At 49.7% G+C, this 20,035-nt stretch carries 15 protein-coding genes and 1 tRNA gene; 5 read left to right on the top strand and 11 right to left on the bottom strand.

The annotated features are described in order from the left end of the window. Nucleotides 1-115: 115 nt before the first annotated feature. The 3 genes from H6585_07285 (at nt 116) to can (ending at nt 2,803) form a co-directional block, all read left to right on the top strand. Complete coding sequence (locus H6585_07285; protein MCB9448129.1) at nt 116-496, top strand: hypothetical protein; 381 nt, start codon at nt 116-118, stop codon at nt 494-496. Nucleotides 497-582: 86 nt separating this feature from the next. Next, entirely contained in the window at nt 583-2,172 is a 1,590-nt protein-coding gene (locus tag H6585_07280) for a SulP family inorganic anion transporter (GenBank protein ID MCB9448128.1), read from the top strand. Next, nucleotides 2,156-2,803: a carbonate dehydratase gene (can, locus tag H6585_07275; protein MCB9448127.1), complete on the top strand. Its 648-nt coding sequence runs from the start codon at nt 2,156-2,158 to the stop codon at nt 2,801-2,803. Before H6585_07280 ends, can begins: the two co-directional genes overlap by 17 nt. 57 nt (nt 2,804-2,860) lie before the next feature. Here the strand turns inward: can and H6585_07270 are convergent, their stop codons facing one another. From H6585_07270 to H6585_07250, 5 genes are all read right to left on the bottom strand, one after another. Continuing rightward, nucleotides 2,861-5,080, bottom strand: coding sequence for a hypothetical protein (locus tag H6585_07270; GenBank protein MCB9448126.1), 2,220 nt, complete (start codon nt 5,078-5,080; stop codon nt 2,861-2,863). A gap of 4 nt (nt 5,081-5,084) precedes the next feature. After that, a complete protein-coding gene (locus H6585_07265) occupies nt 5,085-6,995 on the bottom strand; it encodes a transglutaminase domain-containing protein (GenBank protein ID MCB9448125.1) in 1,911 nt (636 codons plus the stop codon). Nucleotides 6,996-7,141: 146 nt separating this feature from the next. Then, nucleotides 7,142-9,601 carry a carbohydrate binding family 9 domain-containing protein gene (locus tag H6585_07260; protein ID MCB9448124.1) on the bottom strand — a complete coding sequence of 820 codons (2,460 nt, stop codon included), beginning with the start codon at nt 9,599-9,601 and terminating at the stop codon, nt 7,142-7,144. Between the two features lie 83 nt (nt 9,602-9,684). Then, nucleotides 9,685-11,664 carry a S9 family peptidase gene (locus H6585_07255; protein ID MCB9448123.1) on the bottom strand — a complete coding sequence of 660 codons (1,980 nt, stop codon included), beginning with the start codon at nt 11,662-11,664 and terminating at the stop codon, nt 9,685-9,687. A 74-nt stretch (nt 11,665-11,738) separates the two neighbouring features. Beyond that, nucleotides 11,739-13,007 carry a VWA domain-containing protein gene (locus H6585_07250; protein ID MCB9448122.1) on the bottom strand — a complete coding sequence of 423 codons (1,269 nt, stop codon included), beginning with the start codon at nt 13,005-13,007 and terminating at the stop codon, nt 11,739-11,741. An 88-nt stretch (nt 13,008-13,095) separates the two neighbouring features. Here H6585_07250 and H6585_07245 point away from each other — a divergent pair, with 88 nt between their 5' ends. Next, nucleotides 13,096-13,692 (top strand): hypothetical protein, encoded by a 597-nt coding sequence (locus H6585_07245; GenBank protein MCB9448121.1) that lies wholly within the window; start codon nt 13,096-13,098, stop codon nt 13,690-13,692. Between the two features lie 68 nt (nt 13,693-13,760). Here H6585_07245 and H6585_07240 read toward each other — a convergent pair whose 3' ends face one another. From H6585_07240 to H6585_07220, 5 genes are all read right to left on the bottom strand, one after another. Then, nucleotides 13,761-14,507 (bottom strand): hypothetical protein, encoded by a 747-nt coding sequence (locus H6585_07240; GenBank protein ID MCB9448120.1) that lies wholly within the window; start codon nt 14,505-14,507, stop codon nt 13,761-13,763. Between the two features lie 66 nt (nt 14,508-14,573). Next, complete coding sequence (locus H6585_07235) at nt 14,574-16,997, bottom strand: transglycosylase domain-containing protein (protein ID MCB9448119.1); 2,424 nt, start codon at nt 16,995-16,997, stop codon at nt 14,574-14,576. Between the two features lie 56 nt (nt 16,998-17,053). After that, entirely contained in the window at nt 17,054-17,806 is a 753-nt protein-coding gene (locus H6585_07230; GenBank protein ID MCB9448118.1) for an SAM-dependent methyltransferase, read from the bottom strand. Continuing rightward, on the bottom strand, nt 17,787-18,233 hold the full coding sequence (locus H6585_07225; protein ID MCB9448117.1) for a low molecular weight phosphotyrosine protein phosphatase: 447 nt from the start codon (nt 18,231-18,233) through the stop codon (nt 17,787-17,789). The genes H6585_07230 and H6585_07225 overlap by 20 nt, the downstream gene beginning before the upstream one ends. A 54-nt stretch (nt 18,234-18,287) precedes the next feature. Continuing rightward, the gene (locus tag H6585_07220) at nt 18,288-19,154 is read right to left on the bottom strand and encodes a sigma-70 family RNA polymerase sigma factor (GenBank protein MCB9448116.1); all 867 of its coding nucleotides are present in this window, start codon (nt 19,152-19,154) and stop codon (nt 18,288-18,290) included. 154 nt (nt 19,155-19,308) lie between these two features. Between H6585_07220 and H6585_07215 the strand changes: the two genes are divergently transcribed. Next, nucleotides 19,309-19,599, top strand: a complete 291-nt coding sequence (locus tag H6585_07215) for a helix-turn-helix transcriptional regulator (protein ID MCB9448115.1) — start codon at nt 19,309-19,311, stop codon at nt 19,597-19,599. A gap of 92 nt (nt 19,600-19,691) precedes the next feature. On the opposite strand, the gene H6585_07210 is transcribed toward H6585_07215, so the two are convergent. Beyond that, nucleotides 19,692-19,767, bottom strand: a tRNA-Pro gene (locus H6585_07210). Between the last annotated feature and the right edge of the window lie 268 nt (nt 19,768-20,035).

Genomic DNA, 20,035 nt, shown 5'->3' with positions numbered 1-20,035 from the left:
CGTACTGATTTTCAATGGAAGTCCGGACGCGGTGAGCAGGTAATGGATGCGTTTTTTGCTCTCGGATGAAACGAAAGGTGAACCATATTAGTACAATGCTTGTTATCTTTGCAGCATGAAATCGAAGATTGCCACATACATCCGGATGTTTGCCATGGTGCTCCTGTTCTCCATGGTGCAGCAAACCGTATGGGCATGGCAGCAGTCTTCCAAGGCCCTTTCACAGGACCTGATCACCTGTTTGGCCGGCTCTGCTTCGGATGAAGGTGATACTTCTTCAAACCCTTTGGGGGATCCTGCGGAAGAGGGTACGCCTGATAACCAGGAAAAGCAGGAAAAAGATGGCAAGGAAAAGAATGAAAAGGATGAGCATGACCTGAATGTATATTCATTCTTCATCCTACGTTCCTTCGAGAACCGCATCGAACTTCCGCGTGAAGATAATTTACGCAAACCCATCCTGACCATCCAGGTTCCTCCGCCCGAGATCGCCTGAGTTTTAGTCTCAAGTTTCAAGTCTCAAGTCTCGAGTCCTTGGTTTGACAGCTGAGTTCTGAAGTCTATCATCTAATATCTTCTATCATGTTTCAAAAAACATTCCGGCAGGATTTTCCTGCCAGCATTGTGGTGTTCCTTGTTGCCTTGCCCTTATGCCTGGGTATTGCACTTGCATCGGGGGCGCCTTTGTTTTCCGGGTTAATATCGGGAATCGTCGGCGGTATCGTCGTTGGTATGCTCAGCAAGTCGAGTCTGAGTGTAAGTGGCCCTGCGGCCGGATTGGTTGTGATTGTATTAACTGCCATCGAAAACCTCGGTGGATATGAAGCTTTCCTTGCAGCGGTGGTGCTTGCGGGGGCCATGCAGTTGATTCTGGGTTTCCTGAAGGCCGGTATCGTGGGTATGTTCTTCCCGTCATCGGTGATCAAGGGCATGCTGGCTGCCATCGGCCTTATCCTGATCCTGAAACAGGTGCCGCACCTGGTCGGATTTGATACGGATGCATTCGGTGAGATGGAGTTTTTCCAGTCGGATGGAAGCAATACGTTTTCATTCCTGGCCGTGGCACTTGACCATTTTCATCCGGGTAGTTTCCTCGTGGGAGCTGTGTCTTTGTTGCTGGTGATTTTATGGGAAACACCGGCGATCCGATCTAACCGGACCTTGAAAATGATCCCCGGTGGCGTACTGGCCGTGGTGGTTGGAATTCTGCTGAATCAGTTTTTTGGCCAGATGTTTCCCGCGCTTGCCATAGGAACCGAACACCTGGTTAGCATTCCTGTGTTTTCAGGAATGTCGTCTGCGTCTTCCGCCCTTGTATGGCCCGATTGGGATATATTAACCAATCCTCAGGTTTACCTGACAGCGGTTACTCTTACCATTGTTGCCAGCCTGGAGACCCTCCTGAGTATTGAAGCTGTCGATAAGCTGGATCCGGCCGGAAGGCGAACCCCTCAAAATGCTGAATTGAAAGCGCAGGGAGTGGGGAACATGGTGAGCGGCTTGCTGGGCGGCTTGCCTATAACGGCTGTTATTGTCAGAAGTTCTGCCAATGTGGGAGCCGGGGCCAAATCCAAGATGTCGGCAATTTTCCACGGTATTTTGTTGCTGGTGGCGGTGGTGGTATTTCCATCTGTGATGAACCTGATTCCGCTGGCTTCACTGGCAGCAATTCTGGTATTCGTTGGATACAAACTCACCAAGCCGTCGTTGTATAAAGGTCAGTACAGCATGGGGCGGCAACAGTTCATTCCCTTTCTGGCCACGGTCGTGTCGATCCTGTTCACCGATCTGCTGATCGGGATTCTGGTGGGGATGGCCATTGGTGTGTTTTACATCCTCAGAGCCAATTACCAGTCGCCTTATCACTATGATGACGAGCATTGTGAGATCAACGGGCGCCAGATCACCATCCGTCTCAGCGAGCACGTGTCTTTTCTCAACAAAGCCAGTCTGCAACTGACATTGGAACAGCTGCCGGAGAACAGTCAGGTGGTGCTGGACGGCTCGCGTTCCAGGGAAATTGATCATGACGCCTTGGAAGTCATCCACAATTTCCGCAATCTTGCATCGGAAAAGAACATCAAGTTGAGCCTGGTGAACATTCCCGATGGCAAAACATCAAAGAAATCATTCACCATAGTAAAAAGTAAGCTTTATGGACAAACTATATAAACAACTGATCGAGAACAACCGCAACTGGGTTGCGGAGAAACTCAAGGAAGACGAACATTTTTTCACACGCCTGGCGGAAGGACAAAAACCGCCGCTCTTATGGATCGGTTGCGCCGACAGCCGCGTGCCGGCCAATGAAATCACAGGTACCATGCCCGGCGAGGTATTCGTGCACCGCAACATCGCTAACATGGTTATTCATACCGATATGAGCATGTTGAGCGTGCTTGACTATGCGGTGAATGTACTCGGGGTGCAGCACGTGATTGTATGCGGTCACTACGGATGTGGCGGTGTATTGGCCGCGATGCAGAACCGCCAGTTCGGTTTGATCGACAACTGGATCCGGCACATCAAAGATGTCTACCGTTTGCACAAACACGAGTTGGAAGCCATCAAAGACGAGGGCGATCGTGCCAACCGCTTTGTGGAGCTGAATGTGATGGAGCAGGTATACGACCTGAGCAAGACCTCCATCATCCAGAATGCGTGGAGGGAAAAACAGCAGCCCGTATTGCACGGCTGGGTTTACGACATCCGCAATGGATTGATCAAGGACCTGGGTGTGAACATCCGCGATAATTCCGAAATGGAAGATGTGTTCAAGGTAGATCCTGCGGATATCGCATGATCTCTGCAAAATTGAAGTGACAAAAAGAGGAGCCCGAAAGGTTCCTCTTTTTTGTTGTCAGGCATCGTTCTTTCTTAGGATGATCTTCTTCTGGGTGAATTCGTAGGCTGCCTCCAGGAACGCCTTCATGAGGTCCCACTGTTCTACAGGCACATCGGCCTTCTTGTACTGTTTGTCGGTGGTGACAACCAGGGTGTCGCCTTCCATCTGCGCATCTGCGATGAAAGCGCCGGCTTCATTATCAACGTTGTATTTGAGGTTGTCGAGTCCTTCAGCTGTGTATCCTTCGGGTATTTTCAGGCGGATGGTATTTTGATATGATCGCGCACTGTTCATGTGGATGTCGGATTTGCGATCCATGTCCTGGTCATTCAATTCAAGCTGACCGCCGATCATCTTACCTATATCCATCACGTAATTCCGCCCGGCCCGGTTGATCAGGTTGTTGAGGGTGAATACCTCCTCGTATTTCAGTTTCGTGTTCGCATCCCAGCGACCATCCTGATATATTTGCAGGGTATCGACCGATGCGACGTCACCGAAATCTTTTTCAAGTTCTTTCTTCACTTCTTCCATTTTCACGCGCTGACGCTCTTTCAGAATTTCGGTGTGTTTGTCTTCTTCCTCAGCCGAAAGCATATGATTGAGGCCAGACCTGTATACGGATGGCAGGAACTTGTCAAAATCCTCCTTTAGGTACTCATGGTTGTAAAGCGGCAGCAGCGAGCTTTTGTCTTTCAGGTTTCCGGCTACCTCTGTTATCCTGGAAACTTTTGCCGATGTCAGGTCGCCCGATGGTTCGATCTCCACATATGTATTGAGATAGTTGTCACGAACATCCGTGAAAGGGATCCGGATCTTTTCCTTGAAAACGAAGTGACGTTTGGTGTACTCCAAAACATATGCGTCGGCACCTTCAACCGAAGGATCGGTATGCGCAAAATCGCTGAGGTTGCTGAAAGGATAAATGAATTGATTCCCTTTGTAACGCAGGAATACTTTCAATTCATCCCGTAGCAACACACTGTCGATCGATCCCAGATTCCGGGGCAGTGCCACAACCAATTCAAGTTGGGTGTGCTTGCTCTTCATGATCTTCAGGATGGCGTCTGCAATTCGTGTGTCTTTGGCATACACAAGGTTGTCCACCTCATCAAAAGCCATGTCTCCATACCTGGATTTGAAATGGGCGGCCATGAACTGAAAGCGGAGATAGTAGTACGAAGCATTGAGATACTCATATGTGCCACCCCGGGTGCCATACTTCGAAAATAAATATTGTCGGGTCTGTTTGATGGGTACTTTCAGATCACGTGAGTAGCCCTTGAATAACAGGTCTTCCACCCGGCATATTTCTTCCTTGGTAACGAACTCTTTCGGGGCGCCGGTGGCATTGAAATAATAGGGTGCTTTCATAATCGCACCGGCTCCTGTGATTCTGTATGCCTGAAACTTGAAATGAGGTTCGTGAAGGAAGTCATAATCCCAGAATTCATCTTTCAATTTCTCCCGGGCGCCGTCTTTCAGCATATACACCCGCTCGGAGGAGGAAAAACCCAGGTTGGTTCTCATTTCCTGACTTACTTCCTTTAGCTTGGGTGCGCCCTTATAACTGTTGAAGTTCATATATACATGTGCACCGAGGGCAAATATGATTTTTTGCTTGATGATGGGGTAAGATGTGGCCAGGGTGGTGATGACCGGGGAGTAGGAGTAGGCTTCCAGGTAGTTGATTTCATTGTGTTCAACTGTTTCTTCTTCGCTCTCAAAATAGTCGATGATGTCTCCGGTTTCCATGCCAGGGATGGCCAGCTTTTTATAGGTGATGGTTTTGCCGGTGGTAAAGAAATTGGGGATGCCGGTATTCACATCAACCGCCTTGCTCAGTTCGGGTTCCAGGGTTTCGCCATTTTTCTTGATGATGCGGATACCAACCACTTGCATGGGGTCGAAGTAGAATTCCGAGAATGTTTCCACGGCGGGTTTGTCGAGCAAAAGGATCCTGCGCCGCATACCGGATTCCACATCCTTGATGTTGTAGAATTTGTAAATCGCCTGAGAAAGGATTACCGCCGATTCGTTGTTCCATTTTTCGGGTGCCACCGTGGCCTGAAAATCGGTGTCGTCTTTGCTGAAGTATTGTCCGAGCAACCTTTCGGACATGAGCCGGTGCATGCGTTCGGCATTGGATTCCTGAGCCCGCAAGTGATTGGGAAAAGAGATTCCTGCCAAAAGCAAAAGTACGACCCCGGTTATGAGCTTGAGGTTTTTTGCCATTGTTTCAGGGCTTCACCAGAACAATCTGGCTGTTGTAGAATTTATTCACCTGGTCAACCGCCTGGTTCCAAGCCTCAAAGTCTTCATGTCGGAGCAAGGCTTCATCGATCGATATGCTTTTCTTGTAATGAATGGTTTGTCCTTCCACACGGTATTGAAGTTTGAAGGCAAATCTATCGGTTTGGATATCCACCGGATCAGGCAGGAAATCAATTTTCCAGGAAGCGGGAAAGTGTAGTTCCTGCTTGCCTTCAATCAGCACCTTGTTTTGGAATTCGTAGTCGTTGATGCGTTTGTCGGTAAACCTTGCCTGCCCGTATTCCTGGCGGTTGTCAAGGGTGATGTAGTATTCGTTGCCAACTTGTGTCACGTGGTTGTTGATACGTGCATCGTAATGAAAGATCAGGTCGGAACTGCGGTCGCTCAGGCCGGTTGCTTCTACATTGTTCACCTGAACATTTTTATCGCCGCCTTTCAGGAATTCCTTCAGTGCATCTTCCTTGTCGTTATTTTGCATGGCTGCATAGCTTCTTCGGATGACGGTTTTTTCCTCGCCCCGGTACTGGCTTTCAATGTGGCCTTTCAGTACCGCATTGCTGTCGACAGAGAAGGATGCGTTATATGACACCTTGTTGTGGGTTTTGTCGAATTCCGGCACGGTGTCGAGGATGAAATTTTCTCCATCTTCAATCATCACCTGGCGACCTTGTATACGTGAGGCATAGTCGGCAACGCCGATGAACTCTTCGGTTCCGTCCAGGAAATACCGCTTTCCATCCAGGAAGAGGGTGCATATCATGTGGTTATCCACAGCCAGGGAGGGTATGCTGTAATTGTAGGGAATGTCTTTGGTGCCGATCCAGGTAAGGCGGGCATCAAATCCGGCTAGCACCAGCATTTCCTTCATCAGGTTGGCCATGCCTTTACAATCGCCATAGCGGTTGTTAAACACTTCATCTGCGTTCTCCGGGCGAAATCCCATGATGCCGTTCTCGAAAGCAATGTAACGGATGTTGTCCTGAACCCAGTAAAAGATGGCTTCTACTTTATCGAGGTCTTTTTCTTTGCCGGATGTAAGAATATCGACAGTGGTTTTTAGTACGTCCGGTTTGTTCTTCACGCCGGCCACCAGGCTTGCATACCATTTGTACAGGTCTTTGGTGTTTGCCAGCAGGTCATGCGATTGGTCGTGTTGGGTATATCTCTTGCTGAGCACAAGTATGTGCGGGTATACTTTGGCGAGTGGGGGAGCACCGGTTTCATCCTTCATTTCCGGCAGGTTACTGACTTTGTAAATGTAGCTTGTAGACTTCCGGTCTTCGTGGCGCACCTGTTGTTTTTCTATGTTGTAGCCTTCAAAATTGAATTCCCTCAATTCAATATCCAGCCAGTCCGGAATTTCAAACTCAAGGGTTTTGTCAACCACCGGGTAGAAATCCGGCAGGTATACGGATGTCAGGTATTTGAGGTCTTTGTAAGTCTTGTCGAACTGGCAATTGAGCAAAGAGCCTTTGGACGGAAAATCAAGAATGAACGTACACAGTTTTGCATCATCATAAAAATATTCACCGGTCTGATAAGGCCCGTAATAGGGGAACACGGTGACTTTTTTGTTCCGTCCGTCTGTTACTTTCAGCTCCTTGACTTCGGTCATGTCATCATAAAAAACAGACCGGTTCATCTTAAGGTTATATCGAAGTGCCAGGTAGGATTCTTCGGAATGCAGATTTCCCCGCACAGGGATGGAATCCTTATCGGATAGCGTGAAGGTGTATGTCTGGTGACATTCTTTAATGGCTACTTCCGCGTTGGGATATGTGGTTTTCAGGGACTCGGCGAGTTGAACGTCGTCACCCTGAACAGTTGCGGTTGTTCCGAATGCTTGTGCACCCACGAGCCAAAACCAGCTCAACATATGTAAACGCTTTATCAAGACAACCCGCAGCACAATATGGGTGTTTCCGTCATGCGGGCATCTGTGACCCGCAAGCGACACCGGTTGAATGGTAAATATACAGAATACTTGCCCAAAAGGTTCCGCCAGGGCCGTTTCTGCTGCTTCTATGCTTTTCTCCTGCGCAGGTAGAGGTAGTCGAGATAGTAAATGGCCTTAACGGAAAGGCTGTTTGCATGTGGTTCCCTACTGATGGTGCGCATGTTTTCGGAGAAACCGGGGTAGGTCAGGTTCTGTTCGGTTTCCAGTGCATTCTTATAGGCCAGCGTCAGGGTACTGCCAGGGGCGAACCACCAGGTGAACACGCCATCGATGTTGAATGCATTGTAATTGAAATCGTAATCCTGCGATTGATATTTCAGCGGGGTGAGGGATCCGTCTTCATTCAAGGTATAGAAGTCTTTGGCATAGCCCCTGCTCCAGTAATGCCGCGCCACCAGGCTGATGCTCATGGTGTGGGTGATGGGGAGTCTTACTTCCATTGAATGGGTGATGGTGCTGATGTGGTTGCCGCTGAAGAGTGTGGTGTCGGTTCCCCATTTGTCTGCATAACCCAGTCTGTAGTGGTCTGTGTTCAAGTCGTATATATAGATAACCGTGAGGTGGTTGTTTACACGGTAACGTTGCGCCAAGGTGAATCCGTTACCGTGTCGGTTCGGTTGGAGGTATTCTCCGAGAAAGTAACCCAGGAATGCGCCTGTTTCCACGGCATATTTCTTCCGGCTGTCTGTGGAAAAACCCATGCTGGTCCAGGTGAAGGGCGGGCGCGCATATGGCTTGCCCTCTTCACGTGCCTCATAATAATCGTAATGCAGGTTGGGGTTGGTACCGACGTTGAGGTAAAAATGCCATAGGTTTTTCAGCGTTGCATTGCCATGCAGGGTAATATTTCCGTCGGTGGCCTTGTGGGTAACAGGGTGGCGTCCGTAGGATACATCCATGCCTGCAAAAGCATCCCTGAGAAACTTCCACGGTTGGAACCTGTAAAACTGGATCCATCCGCTCTGCCGGCTCACCTGGGTGATGGTGAAGAATCCCATGTCGGTTGCATCATAGTTTTTGTTGATGGCTTCGTGCGAAATGCCATAGCGAAGTATGCCGCTTGCTTTCCGTACGCCGATGGAGTATTTGTACCCCGGCGTAAATGTGCGTTGACCGGTGCTGTCGGGTTGGCTCCAGTTCTGGGTAAATGCGCCATCCCCCCAGGCCGTGAAAACCTGCCCTTTCGAATAGAGGTTGAATCCGGCTCCGGTCACATTCGACCGGCTGTAGTCTCCGGCCCGCAATACATCGGTGTTTGTCAGGTAGGCATTGTTGTTGCTTTTGCCGAACTGTTTGTCAACCGTTAATACGTTGAAGTTGGTGAGGGGGGAAAGCAGTTCCTGGCGTTCATTTCCCAGCGTATCCTGTATGGTTGCATAGGTGTGGTTGGTGAGTGCATTCAGGAAACCCAGTCCGAGTCCGCCGTCCGTACGTCCGGAGAGTTTGGTGGCATTGATCAGTCTTGCCTGCTGTGGAAAGTCTGTGATTTCTTCGCCGTCAGACAACTCCAGGGATGATGCCTTCTTTTTAATTTGCCCGATCCGGCGGGAATAGAAGAGGTTGTTGTGATTGAAGAGTTCAGTGCCTTCATTGAAGAAAGGCCTGTTTTCGTTGTAGGTGACTTCATTGTACCCCAGGTTTTTTACCTTCTGGTCGGATTGTACTTGTCCGAAGTCCGGCAGGAGGGTTACATCCAGTGTGAACCGGTCATCAATTCCGTATTTGAGGTCACTGCCGGCATTGTAGGAAAACGAGTTGACTTTGGAAGTGGTACCGTCTGCTCGTGTATAAGGCTGTGTGATGACATAGGCTGAAACGTAGGGTGTCATGCTGAGGCGTGCCGGGGCCTGGATGTTTTTGATGCCTGCGGTGACGCCCCAGTAGTTTTGTTCATTGGCTGCATCCTGCGGCACATTGGCCCACAAGGATGCTTCTACATGACGTTGGAGTTTGCGACCGAACTGGATGGACCAGTTTTGAACTTCAGCGCTGGGGAACCGGATGGCCGAATACGGAATTTTGACTTCCACGGTCCAGCCCTTTTCATCAATGCTGACTTCACTTTCCCAAACCGCATTGTAGGTTTCATCGGTTGCACGTGAGTCTACCTGCACGCCGGAGGCGCTGACGCTGAATAGATATCCGTCCTGGTGGTTGTTATAGGGATCAATTCCCATGATAAAGTAATCGGCATTCAGTTCGTCATCGTCCCGCTTGCCCAGTTCGGTTAAGATGCTGTCGGGGGCGGTGTCAAAAAGATGAGCTCCCACATACAATGCCTGATCACTGTAAAGGACGCGGACTTCCGTTTGCTGACTGGGCGGTTTGCCATGGTATGGGGAGTACTGAATGAAGTCAGAAATGGGAATCGCTTCTTTCCAAGCATCTTCATCCATTTGCCCGTCGATTTTGATATGGCCCTCCGTACGGGTGAAGGTGATGACCTTTTGCGGGGCCTTGTCATTGTCACCCCGGACAATGACTGCAGATGCCAGGAAATAAAGTACCAGCAGATAATATCTCATTCTACGCACGCCAGATTTATGCAAATAGACGAAACGTGCGCATAAATGTTGCAGGTAAATACACAAGCGCTGTTATTCTTTTATCATTCGGGGCTTTTCAGGTAGCGATTGAACCAGGCCACCGTGCGTTTCATAAAATCAATCTGGGCCTCCCGTTCCTTGATGCCGTGGGGTTGACGTTCGTACATCACCAGTTCTACGGGGATATTTTTCAGACGGAAGGCATTGTACATTTCAATGCCTTGTCCGGGAGGAACACGGTCATCATCAGTTCCGTGTACGATCAGGGCGGGTGTTTGCGCATTGTTGATGTAGCTCACCGGGGAACGATCCATGACCAGGTTGATGTCGTCCGGCCACATGAGGTTCCAGTGAACATATGTGTTTTCGAGGATGATGTCGGTGGTGCCCTGGAAGGATAGCCAGTTGAAAATGCCTGCACCTACGGTAACGGCTTTGAATCGTTTGCTGTATCGGGTTGCTGCCCATGCAGAGAAATATCCACCGTAGGAAAAGCCACCGGAGCCCACCCGTGTGCTATCAATCTTGTTCTTGGATGCCAGGAAATCAATGCCCTTCAGTACATCCTCAAATTCTTTTCCACCCAGATCCTTATGATCACCTTTTGAAAAAGCCACGCCACGTCCCTGGCTGCCCCTGTAATTGGGTTCGAGCACAAAGTAACCGTTGGCTGCCAGCAGTTGCACGGGGTATACGGGGCGGGTTCTCCAGCCGTTGTCTGACACACCTTCCGGTCCTCCGTGGATCTGCAAAACCAGCGGATATTTCTGTCCTTCCGTATATCCCACGGGATAGGTAAGTATACCTTCGATGTTCCATCCGTCCGCACCTTTCCATTGAACCACTTCCTGCTTTGCCATCCTGACATCGGTTAATCCCGGGTTTGAAATGGTCAGCCTTTTCGGGTCCGGCTTACCCAGGCTGGCAGTGAACACCTCATCGGGGTGTGCCGGGGTGTCACCGGCGAATGCCAATATGTTTCCTGTTCGTGTAAAACTGTGCAGGATAACGGGGCCTGAATAAATCTTTCGGGTTTTTCCGTTGGCGGCATGCACTTCATTGATGGTGGTCTGACATCCTTCGGCTGCCACCGTCAGAATCCGGTTTTCATCCAGCCAGTGTGAGAAGGTGACGGATGCTTTGTAATCTTTCGAGAGATTTCGTGCTTCGCCACCGTCGAGGCTCACCACAAAAAGACTTTGTGCCAGTGGGTCGGTGATGTCCACAGCTCCCAGGAAGGCCAATTTACGGCTGTCGGGAGAAACGGCCATGCCTGCCAGTTTGCCCTCGGCGCCATAGATCACCTTGGGCTTGCCATCGGGAAGTTGAAGTGTGTAAATCTTCTGGTACAGGTACACCTGGTCTGTTTCAGGTTTGCTGCAGGCCTGGAATACAATTGTTTTTCCGTCGGGCGTGATGGAGAAGCGCCCTACATGCAAATCTTCCTTGGTCAGTAGTGTGGCTGTGCTGTCCTGAAGTTTTCGCATGTAAAGTCGGCTGTAGGAGTAATTCTGTCCGGCGACTTTCCAGTCCTTACCTGTTTCCTTGTTCTTTTTTTGTTCTTCCGTGAGGCCATCGGTTGCCGTGTATATGATGAAAGCATTGTCGCTGCTGAGGGCAAAGGCTCCCACACCCAGTGCAGACCGGGTGATCATGTCTACGGGGCCACCGGTTGCCTTGATCCGGTACACCTGTTTCTTGTCATGGTTGTCGCGTTTGGCCACAAAGTACAGATACTGGTTATCGGCAGACCACGTGGGGGATGTTACGCTTTGAGGTGCGGCAATCAGTTGGGTGCTTTTGCCTCCATCCGCAGGTATTGTCCAAAGTTCGGCATAGCTGTTACCCGGCTTGGCACCTGCTTTTCTGGGCACCACCAGGGTGTAAGCAATGGTTTTTCCATCCGGACTGATCCAAGCATTGCCTGCGGATTTCAGGTCAGCGATCAGTTCGGGTGTCCATTCTTTGGTTTGGGCAGATGCCGTTGCAGTTAAAGAAAACAGAATAAACAGCAGGATATATTTCGGCAGGGTGGATTTCATGGGTACATGGTTATCGGTGGACGCATAAATCGGCATGAGCCGAAAATACATCATTCCGGAATAACAATGCACCGCTACCTGCGTGCCCCGGTCTGGATTTCTGCAAGCATGGCTTTGCCCGCCTGCTTGATAGTACGGATCCAAACGATGCGACCGGCGCTTTTGCTGGCGATCTTTTTCAATACCTTTTTGGAAAGCTTTCCGGGCTCCCCGATGGCTGCGATGGACATGTACAGCTGGTTCTGCTTTTCTTCAAACAAGGTTTCATTGGAAGGGGTCAGGTTGAAGGCTCCGTCTGTGGCCAGCAGGATTACATTGTTGCCATCAGGGATGAAGTTCTGATCGGCTACCTTATAGGCCAGTTCAATGCCTTCGCTTCCTGCGGTATTTCCACCCGCCTTCAGTTGGCGGATCACCTTTTCTGTGGAATCCTTCACGTTACCGGGTGCACCGTTAATGAGCACCGATGCCTTGTCGGCATATGTGACCAATGAAATGCGATCGACGCTTCGAAGTGCCTTGAGTGTTCTGAGACTAGCGGTTTTCAGTAATGCCAGTTTCAGGCTGTCGTTCATGGAGCCGGAAACGTCTACCAGCAATACAAGGTTGGTGGGTTTGTAGAGGTGCATGGGCAGGTCGGCTGATTCCTCTTCAACAGGAGCTTTAACCGTGGGCTCAGGATCAAGGAAAACCTCTGCGATTGGTTCGGGTTCTTTTTTAGGTTCCGGTTGTTTGGGGGCCGGCGCCTGTTCAGGTTCTTTCACGGGTTCCGGTTCGGTGGGGGGAGGTGAAGCCTGAACATGGGTGTCAACCGGTTCGGGTTCGGTTGTCGGCGTTGGTTCCGGTTCTTGTTCACGTTGTTTGGGTAAGGGGATGGGGACCATTTGTCCGGGGCGTGCGGTTTGCTTGTTGGAGAAGGTGTAGCAGGCCAGCATCGGGTTCGAGGTATGGAGGAGGTGCCTGAATCTCCCGGAAACAGATAGGTTTTCCGGAGTTTGTGATCCGCTGTGGTAGAGGTAGATCTTTTCTGAAAAGGCTCCGTCGGATTCCGGAACCACCAGCACTGTGAGCAATGCGGTGTCTCCTGGTTCGATGTTGCGCTTGGATATCTTCACCTTCATGGATACGGCTACATCTGCCCGGATGATGAAGATCTTTTTGTTTCCTGTGTTTTTCAGCACGAAGGAAGCTTTGGCTGAAGAAACGCTGTCAAGAACGCCGAAGTTGACCGAGCGGGGTTTGATCTTGAGTGCGCCGGTGATTTGTGCCCGGGCACCGGAAGAGATAAGCAGGCACACGATGAGTGTGGTGACAAGAAAGTGGTTGCCGGAGAATTTATTCACAACGAGGCTGGAATTTTTTAAAGAAACGAAGAAAACAAAAAGAAAATTTAGATATTACCATAATCAAAATTAAAAACCCCTAATGCATATGAAGAAAAAGAATCTGCTGGCCTCCCTTGCGATCTGTTTGGGATTGGGCGCAATGCTGTCATCGTGCAGTACCTCCGACAATTTCTCCCGAACCAGGTACCGTCAGGATCACAAGATGGTGAGGGTAGGGAAGAAGCAAAAGGATAACGAGTCGTTTGCCAGATACACGGAAGATCTGCAAACACCCAAACAGGTTCAGGCGATGGATGAACCTTCATCTACCCCGAATCATATTGAACTGAGATCGGAAGAAATGCCAAAGCTGGCGCAAAATCAGTTGGCCGGTGAACATACCGTGTTGTCAGAAAAGAAAACGAAGAAGATTGAGAAGAAGATCGGCAAGGTGCTGAACAAGGTTGAGCGTTTTCACAACAGCGACCTGATTCATGATGCCCGCTCAACCGAGAACATTGCGCAGGCAGACCACGCCAGCAGGTCGGACAATGGAAGTTTGCTGTACATTATACTGGTTGTATTGCTTGTTCTTTTGATCCTGTCGCTGTTGGGCACCATCCCTATTCTGGGGGAATTGCTGTGGCTGATCATTGTGATTTTCCTGATCGTGCTGTTGCTCCGTGTGCTGGGTGTGATATAATTCTGAAAGAATCCGAATAAAAAAAGGGACCCCGATGAGGTCCCTTTTTTTATGGTATGACGGATGGATCAACGGTTCAGGCGGGCATACTGCCTTTGCACCTCATCGTTGTCTGTCATGATATTTTTACCGGTCTCAGCGATCTTTTTGGCCAGGTTCATATAATCCTCCTTTTTAGCCAGCATGGCTGTATAATCCACGAATGCTTCCTGCATAAGGGCATCTTTCTTCATGTTCTGCGGCTCGTACTTTTTTGACTTATACTCGGCATTCAAACTGTCCAGTGCAGCCGTAATCATCATTTCACCTTCGGCTTTGTCCGCCAGCAGGTGTACCACGCCGGTGATAATTTGCAGGCCGAAATCCTGCTCATCCACCTTGGTGAATTTTTTCAGGTACTTGGTGGCATCCTTGTAGGAACCGTTTTTTACTTCTTTACCAAACTTGTTCAGCATGTATTCTTTGTATTCATCAAAGAAGTCCTGGTTGGCTTCCCAGGTTTTTCCGGATCTGTCGGCCTTACGGAATTTTGTTCCTGCTTTGATGCTTTCCATGAGGGCATCCGGGTATTTCTCGGTGAACTCACTCATCTGGCTCATTTTGTAGTAAGACATGCATACATAAAGCCAGGGTTCATCGTCACGCTTGGTTTTTTCGCTCTCGGTGTACTTCATGGCTTTCTTCATGCACTTCTCGTAGTTGTCTATGATATACATGTCGAACAAATCACCATATTTCTTTTCCATTTGTTGTGCAAGCATAGGTGTGGGAACCAGCATACACAGCCACAACATAGTCAGTAAGGTTTTTTTCATATCTCTACAGAATTGGAGGGAGCGCAATTTATGCACAAAATAAGAGCCATGCAACCGTCAGAGTCATTATCTGCGACGCTTCCACCAGGCCTTTTTGCGCGGTTCTTCGGAAGGTGTATCCGTTTCGGATTCATCATCTTTTCTGTGCTTGCCGAAAAGACTTTCAAAAAATGTCTCCTTGTGTTCCGGGCAATCCCAGTCCATGTTGTTCACATCTTCCGGGTAAGTGAACCGATCTGACCGGTAATGTGCGAAAGCCGGATCCCGGATCAGTTGCCTGTAGAACTCGGCCCAGATCGGCAGAGCCATATGTGCACCGGAACCGTAATGGAGGCTACGGAAGTGGATGGACGGGTCATCGGCTCCGACCCATGCGCCCATGACAAGCCCGGGTACAAAGCCTATGTACCAGCCATCTGCGTGTGATTGGGTGGTGCCGGTTTTGCCTGCCATGTTGCCGTTCAGTCCGTAGACAGACCTGAGCGGGTATGCCGTGCCTTCATCCACCACCTTGGTCATCATGCGTGTCATGACTGCCGCGGTCTGAGCGGTCATGACACGGACGGAACCTTTGTTTCGTCCGCCGAAATCGTCCAGCATCAGGCCGTTTTCATCTGTAATGCCGGTGATGTACTGTGTTTGGCTGCGTCTTCCATGGTTTACAAAACTTCCGTAAGCGTGTACCATTTCCATGAGTGAAACGTCAGCAATGCCAAGGGCCAGTGATGGAACTTCGGGAAGTTTACCGCTGATGCCGAATTTCCTGGCCATGGTAATCACCTGTTGAATGCCTGTATTCATCATCACTTCCACCGATACGGTATTCACAGAGTGAGCCAGTGCTCCTTGCAGCGAGTATTTTCCGCCGTATTCTTCTTCGGCATTTTCAGGCGTCCAGTCCTCGAATTCCTTGTAGGTGCGTTGTTTGTTTGAATAGAAGTCGCAGGGAGTAGCGCCGTTTTCAACGGCAGCGGAATACACGAACGGCTTAAAGGTAGAGCCGGCTTGACGTGTTGAGGTAACGTGGTCATATTGAAAAAAGTGATGATCAATGCCACCTACCCATGCCAGGATGCTTCCATCGGAGGGACGTTGTACCAGGAAGCCTGCTTGCAGAATCATTTGATAGTACGCGAGGGAGTCCCATGCCGTCATGGTGAGCACGGTATCGCCTGTCCAGGAAAAAAAGGAAGCCTTCACGGTGTCGTTGAAATGGGTACGGATTTGTTTCTCGTTCAGGCCTGACTTGCGCAGCTGCTTGAAACGATCGCTTCGTCGCATGGCGCGTGTAAGGATGTCTGTATGGTATCGCCATGGCTTGCTTCTTGCCCAATGCCTGTCGAATTGTTGTTGAAGCACGGTCATGTGCTTTTGCACGGCTGCTTCAGCATAGCGCTGCATCCGCGAGTCAATGGTGGTGTAAATTTTGAGCCCATCGGTATAGAGGTCGTAGGCTGTGCCGTCGGGCTTGGTGTGCTGACCGCACCATTCCATCATTTCCTTGCGCAGGTATTCCCGGAAGTAAGTGGCCAGGCCTTCATTGTGGCTGGCAAAACCATAATGCAGTTCAATGGGGGTGTTTTGGATGCTATCCAGTACCTGCGCTTCCAGGTACCCGTACTTGGCCATTTGCCCGAGAACCACATTTTTTCGTTCCGCTGATGCCTCCGGGTGCAGCCGGGGATTGTATGCCGACGGTGCCTTCAACATCCCAACCAGGGTGGCGCTCTCCGGGATGGTTAATGCCGAAGGACGTTTATTGAAAAACCTCCTGGCGGCCATTTCCACGCCGTATACATCCTCTCCGAACGGAACCGTGTTCAGATATAATACGAGGATTTCATCTTTGGAATAGATGTTTTCAAGCCGGGTGGCCAGCACAGCTTCACGTGCTTTGTTTACAAGCATGGTCAGGTGACCGTGAGGTCTTCTTGGGTAGAGGTTCTTGGCCAACTGTTGACTGAGGGTACTGCCTCCCCCGGAACTCCGGTCTCTTCCCAATACAGATTTGAAGATCACCCGCAACAAACTCCGGTTGTCAATGCCTTCATGTTGATAGAACCTCGCATCTTCGGTTGCTACCAGGGCATCTATGAAATGCTGGGGGATTTCTTCCCGGGCAATGTTTGTCCTGTTCTCAACGAAATATGTACCGATCAACACACTGTCGGCGGTATAGATCTCCGAGGCGGTCTGATTTCGGATATGTGACAATTCCTCCTCATCGGGCAGGGGGCCGAAATATCCTTTTAGCAAGGCGAGCAGAAATACACCGAATGCAAGCACGGGTGTGAGCAGTGTGATAGCGATCATCCACAACCATTTCTTCTTGCCTTTTGGCAGCCTTGGCCTGGGGATGCGGTTGCGCACAAAGAGCCATGCCGTGCGCACGAACGCAAGTTCTTTGGCCACCATCTGTAAGGTTGGTTTTATTTGCTTACCAAGGCCGGAGATGAACCGTTTGATCCTGTCTGAGAAGCGTAAGATCATTTGCCGCGAAGATACGGGTTTCCTTATCTAGGCATAACGGGGTGAGCAAGGAAAACTTACTTTCTCCTTGTGTGTTTGTTTGGCACCTGTTTGTGGGATGCCAGTATCAGGAAAATGCACGGAATTTTTTGAATGGGTGGGGAGGAGGATTTCCATTCTGAAACGGATTTGGTCCGGATGAAACTGTTTTTGCCACCCAGTCCGGCAGCCACGCAAAGCAAAGTATTCGGCTTCAGGATCCTGATCAGGTCTTCAAACAGTGCCATGTTCCGGTAAGGTGTTTCCATGCAAATCTGCGTATAACCACGATGGGTGCTATCTTTTTCAATATGAAAGATGGCTTGTCTCCTTTGTCCCGAATCACGAGGAAGGTAACCATGAAAAACAAACTGTTGTCCGTTGAATCCGGATGCTACCAGTGCCATAAAAATGGAGGAGGGGCCGGCCAGTGGACGAACCGCTATACCAATTGTATGTGCCATTGAAACAATCCTGGCTCCGGGATCGGCAATACACGGCATGCCTGCTTCGGAGAGGATACCGGCATGCGTTCCTTCCGTAAGTGGCAACAACATTTGTAATACTTCGTCGTCTGAAAGTTCATTGGTGATTTCTTCGATCACCACATTGTGCATGGTCTCTTTATCAAGGTAGGACGACAGAAATCGGGTGGCGGATCGAATGTTCTCAACGAGGAAAATATGGCATTGTGTCACCGCTTCTTTTACTTCCTGTGAAAGTTGCAATTCGGGTTTCCCGTCCGTAATCGGAGTGGGGATGAGGAAGAGGTTACCTTTGGCTGATTTCACGGGCGATCTGGTCACAAGCCTGTTCCAACATATGAAATACATTGTCGAAACCTTCGTCTCCACCATGATAGGGGTCGGGTACGGCCGGGGTGTTGTTGGGGTAAACGGTCGAAAGAATCAGCCGGATTTTTGTGTGATGGTGAGGTTGTGCCATGGCCTGCGCATCAGCCAGGTTTTGATGGTCCATGACATAAATCCGGTCGAATTGATCAAAATCCGAAGTAGATAATGGTCGTGAGCGTTGAGCTGAAATATTTACACCGTATTTGCTCGCGGTTTGTGTGGCCCGGCGGTCGGGATGTTCGCCTTCGTGCCAACCTGAAGTACCTGCCGAGTCGACTTCGATATTCAGGTTATACTCGAGTGCCTTTGCCTGCATGATCCCCTCCGCCAGGGGAGACCGGCAGATGTTGCCAAGGCATACCATTAATATGCGCATTGATTTTTTTTACGAAGGTAGAAAAATGGACCGGACCCTTGGTTATTCTCCAAGGAAGCTCCTCAGAACGCGACTCCGGCTCTTGTCGCGCAACCGGCGCAAGGCCCTTTCCTTGATCTGCCTGATGCGTTCTCTTGTCAGGTGCAACCGGTTGCCGATTTCTTCCAGGGTGAGGCCATGGCTGAAACCGATACCGAAGAAAAGTTTGATCACGTCCTTTTCCGTTTCGGTGAGGCTGCTGAGTGCCCTTTCAATTTCACGTTTCAGCGACTCGTCCATCAGGTGTTCGTCTGCGTCCGGAGCATCATGATTCACAAGCAGGTTGGCTACCGTTGCATCTTCGTCTGCATGAATGGGGGCATCTATGGAACTGTGCTGTTGCGCAGCTTGCAGTGTTTCCATGATCTTGCTGCTATCGCTTTCCAATTTTTCCGCCAGTTCTTCCGGGGTGGGTTCCCGCTCAAATTGTTGTTCAAGATCGGAGAAAGCCCGGTTGATCTTATTCAGGGATCCGATCTGGTTCAGGGGCAACCGGATGATCCGGGATTGCTCGGCCAGTGCCTGCAGGATCGATTGACGGATCCACCAAACGGCATACGAGATGAACTTAAAGCCTTTGGTTTCATCAAAGCGTTCAGCCGCTTTTACCAGTCCGATGTTGCCCTGGTTGATCAGGTCCGCCAGGTTCATACCCATGTGCTGGTATTGCTTGGCAACAGACACCACGAACCTCAGGTTTGCCTGGATGAGCTTTTCCATGGCCACCTGGTCTCCCTGGTGAATGCGTTTGGCCAGTTCGGTTTCTTCTTCAGCGGTAATGAGGCTGTATCTGCTTATATCCTGAAGGTAACGATCTACGGAAGTGCTACTCCGGTCGGTAATTTGTTTGCTGATTTTTAGCTGTCTCATATTAAAATCCTCCTGGTATTCATCTTACAAAAACCATACCATCATACAAAATGGATTTGTATAAATTAAATTGGTAGTTTTGAATGACATTTTGTTGTCATATGTCAAAGAACACGGCAGATAACAAAATGTTGCATCGCATCAAAACGTAACCATGGAAGACAAGGACTGGAACGGTATCCGTCTCGTGTTAAGAACCCTTCCCATCAACAGGATCAAGGAATGCATTGAAGCAAAGGGCATGAGTCAGGCCTTTGTTGCACGTCAGATGAATAAAACATGCAATACCCTGAATGGTTGGTGTTCCAATAAATGCCAGCCCCATTTGGTGGATTTGTATCTATTGGCCACCATTCTCGATTGCGAAGTACATGATTTGCTAGTCCCCATGCAAGGACGACAAATCAGAAACGCTGCACGTGCGCGTCAAAATGGCAGCGCATAAATAGCAGGTACCCGAATTCCTGAAAATGTTAAGATGAAAACAAAAAAAGCAGAGCGACCCTGTTCATACCCGCTCTGCTTTTTCCATGGTTTTGGTCGGGGTGACTGGACTCGAACCAGCGACCCCCACGTCCCGAACGTGGTGCGCTACCAACTGCGCTACACCCCGATTGTTTAACCTCGATGGGATAAGAACTTCCCGTATAACCGGATGCTTGGTGCCATCCGGCTGCGAACGGGGCTACAAAAATAGCGGAAAAATGGAATTGGGAAACAAGACGAGGTATATTCCTGTGGCTGATCAACCTTTTTACACCTTTCATGCAGCACCTTGGACAACGGGTTCGTCCTTTGGCTGAAATACAAATCACCGGATTCAAATGAGTTTAACACTCGTTAACAGGTTGGTGATGCGGTTTGTCAGATCTTTGCACCAG

The sequence above is a fragment of the Flavobacteriales bacterium genome, assembly GCA_020635855.1.
Taxonomy (GTDB): Bacteria; Bacteroidota; Bacteroidia; order JACJYZ01; family JACJYZ01; genus JACJYZ01.
This window is presented reverse-complemented; position numbering and strand designations above follow the sequence as displayed.

What these genes read in the sequence shown, in the direction of transcription:
- H6585_07285 (MCB9448129.1), top strand. Translation starts at nt 116, where the DNA reads ATGAAATCGAAGATTGCCACATACATCCGGATGTTTGCCATGGTGCTC.
- H6585_07280 (MCB9448128.1), top strand. Translation starts at nt 583, where the DNA reads ATGTTTCAAAAAACATTCCGGCAGGATTTTCCTGCCAGCATTGTGGTG.
- can (MCB9448127.1), top strand. Translation starts at nt 2,156, where the DNA reads ATGGACAAACTATATAAACAACTGATCGAGAACAACCGCAACTGGGTT.
- H6585_07270 (MCB9448126.1), bottom strand. Translation starts at nt 5,080, where the DNA reads ATGGCAAAAAACCTCAAGCTCATAACCGGGGTCGTACTTTTGCTTTTG.
- H6585_07265 (MCB9448125.1), bottom strand. Translation starts at nt 6,995, where the DNA reads ATGTTGAGCTGGTTTTGGCTCGTGGGTGCACAAGCATTCGGAACAACC.
- H6585_07260 (MCB9448124.1), bottom strand. Translation starts at nt 9,601, where the DNA reads ATGAGATATTATCTGCTGGTACTTTATTTCCTGGCATCTGCAGTCATT.
- H6585_07255 (MCB9448123.1), bottom strand. Translation starts at nt 11,664, where the DNA reads ATGAAATCCACCCTGCCGAAATATATCCTGCTGTTTATTCTGTTTTCT.
- H6585_07245 (MCB9448121.1), top strand. Translation starts at nt 13,096, where the DNA reads ATGAAGAAAAAGAATCTGCTGGCCTCCCTTGCGATCTGTTTGGGATTG.
- H6585_07240 (MCB9448120.1), bottom strand. Translation starts at nt 14,507, where the DNA reads ATGAAAAAAACCTTACTGACTATGTTGTGGCTGTGTATGCTGGTTCCC.
- H6585_07235 (MCB9448119.1), bottom strand. Translation starts at nt 16,997, where the DNA reads ATGATCTTACGCTTCTCAGACAGGATCAAACGGTTCATCTCCGGCCTT.
- H6585_07225 (MCB9448117.1), bottom strand. Translation starts at nt 18,233, where the DNA reads ATGGTATGCCTTGGCAACATCTGCCGGTCTCCCCTGGCGGAGGGGATC.
- H6585_07220 (MCB9448116.1), bottom strand. Translation starts at nt 19,154, where the DNA reads ATGAGACAGCTAAAAATCAGCAAACAAATTACCGACCGGAGTAGCACT.
- H6585_07215 (MCB9448115.1), top strand. Translation starts at nt 19,309, where the DNA reads ATGGAAGACAAGGACTGGAACGGTATCCGTCTCGTGTTAAGAACCCTT.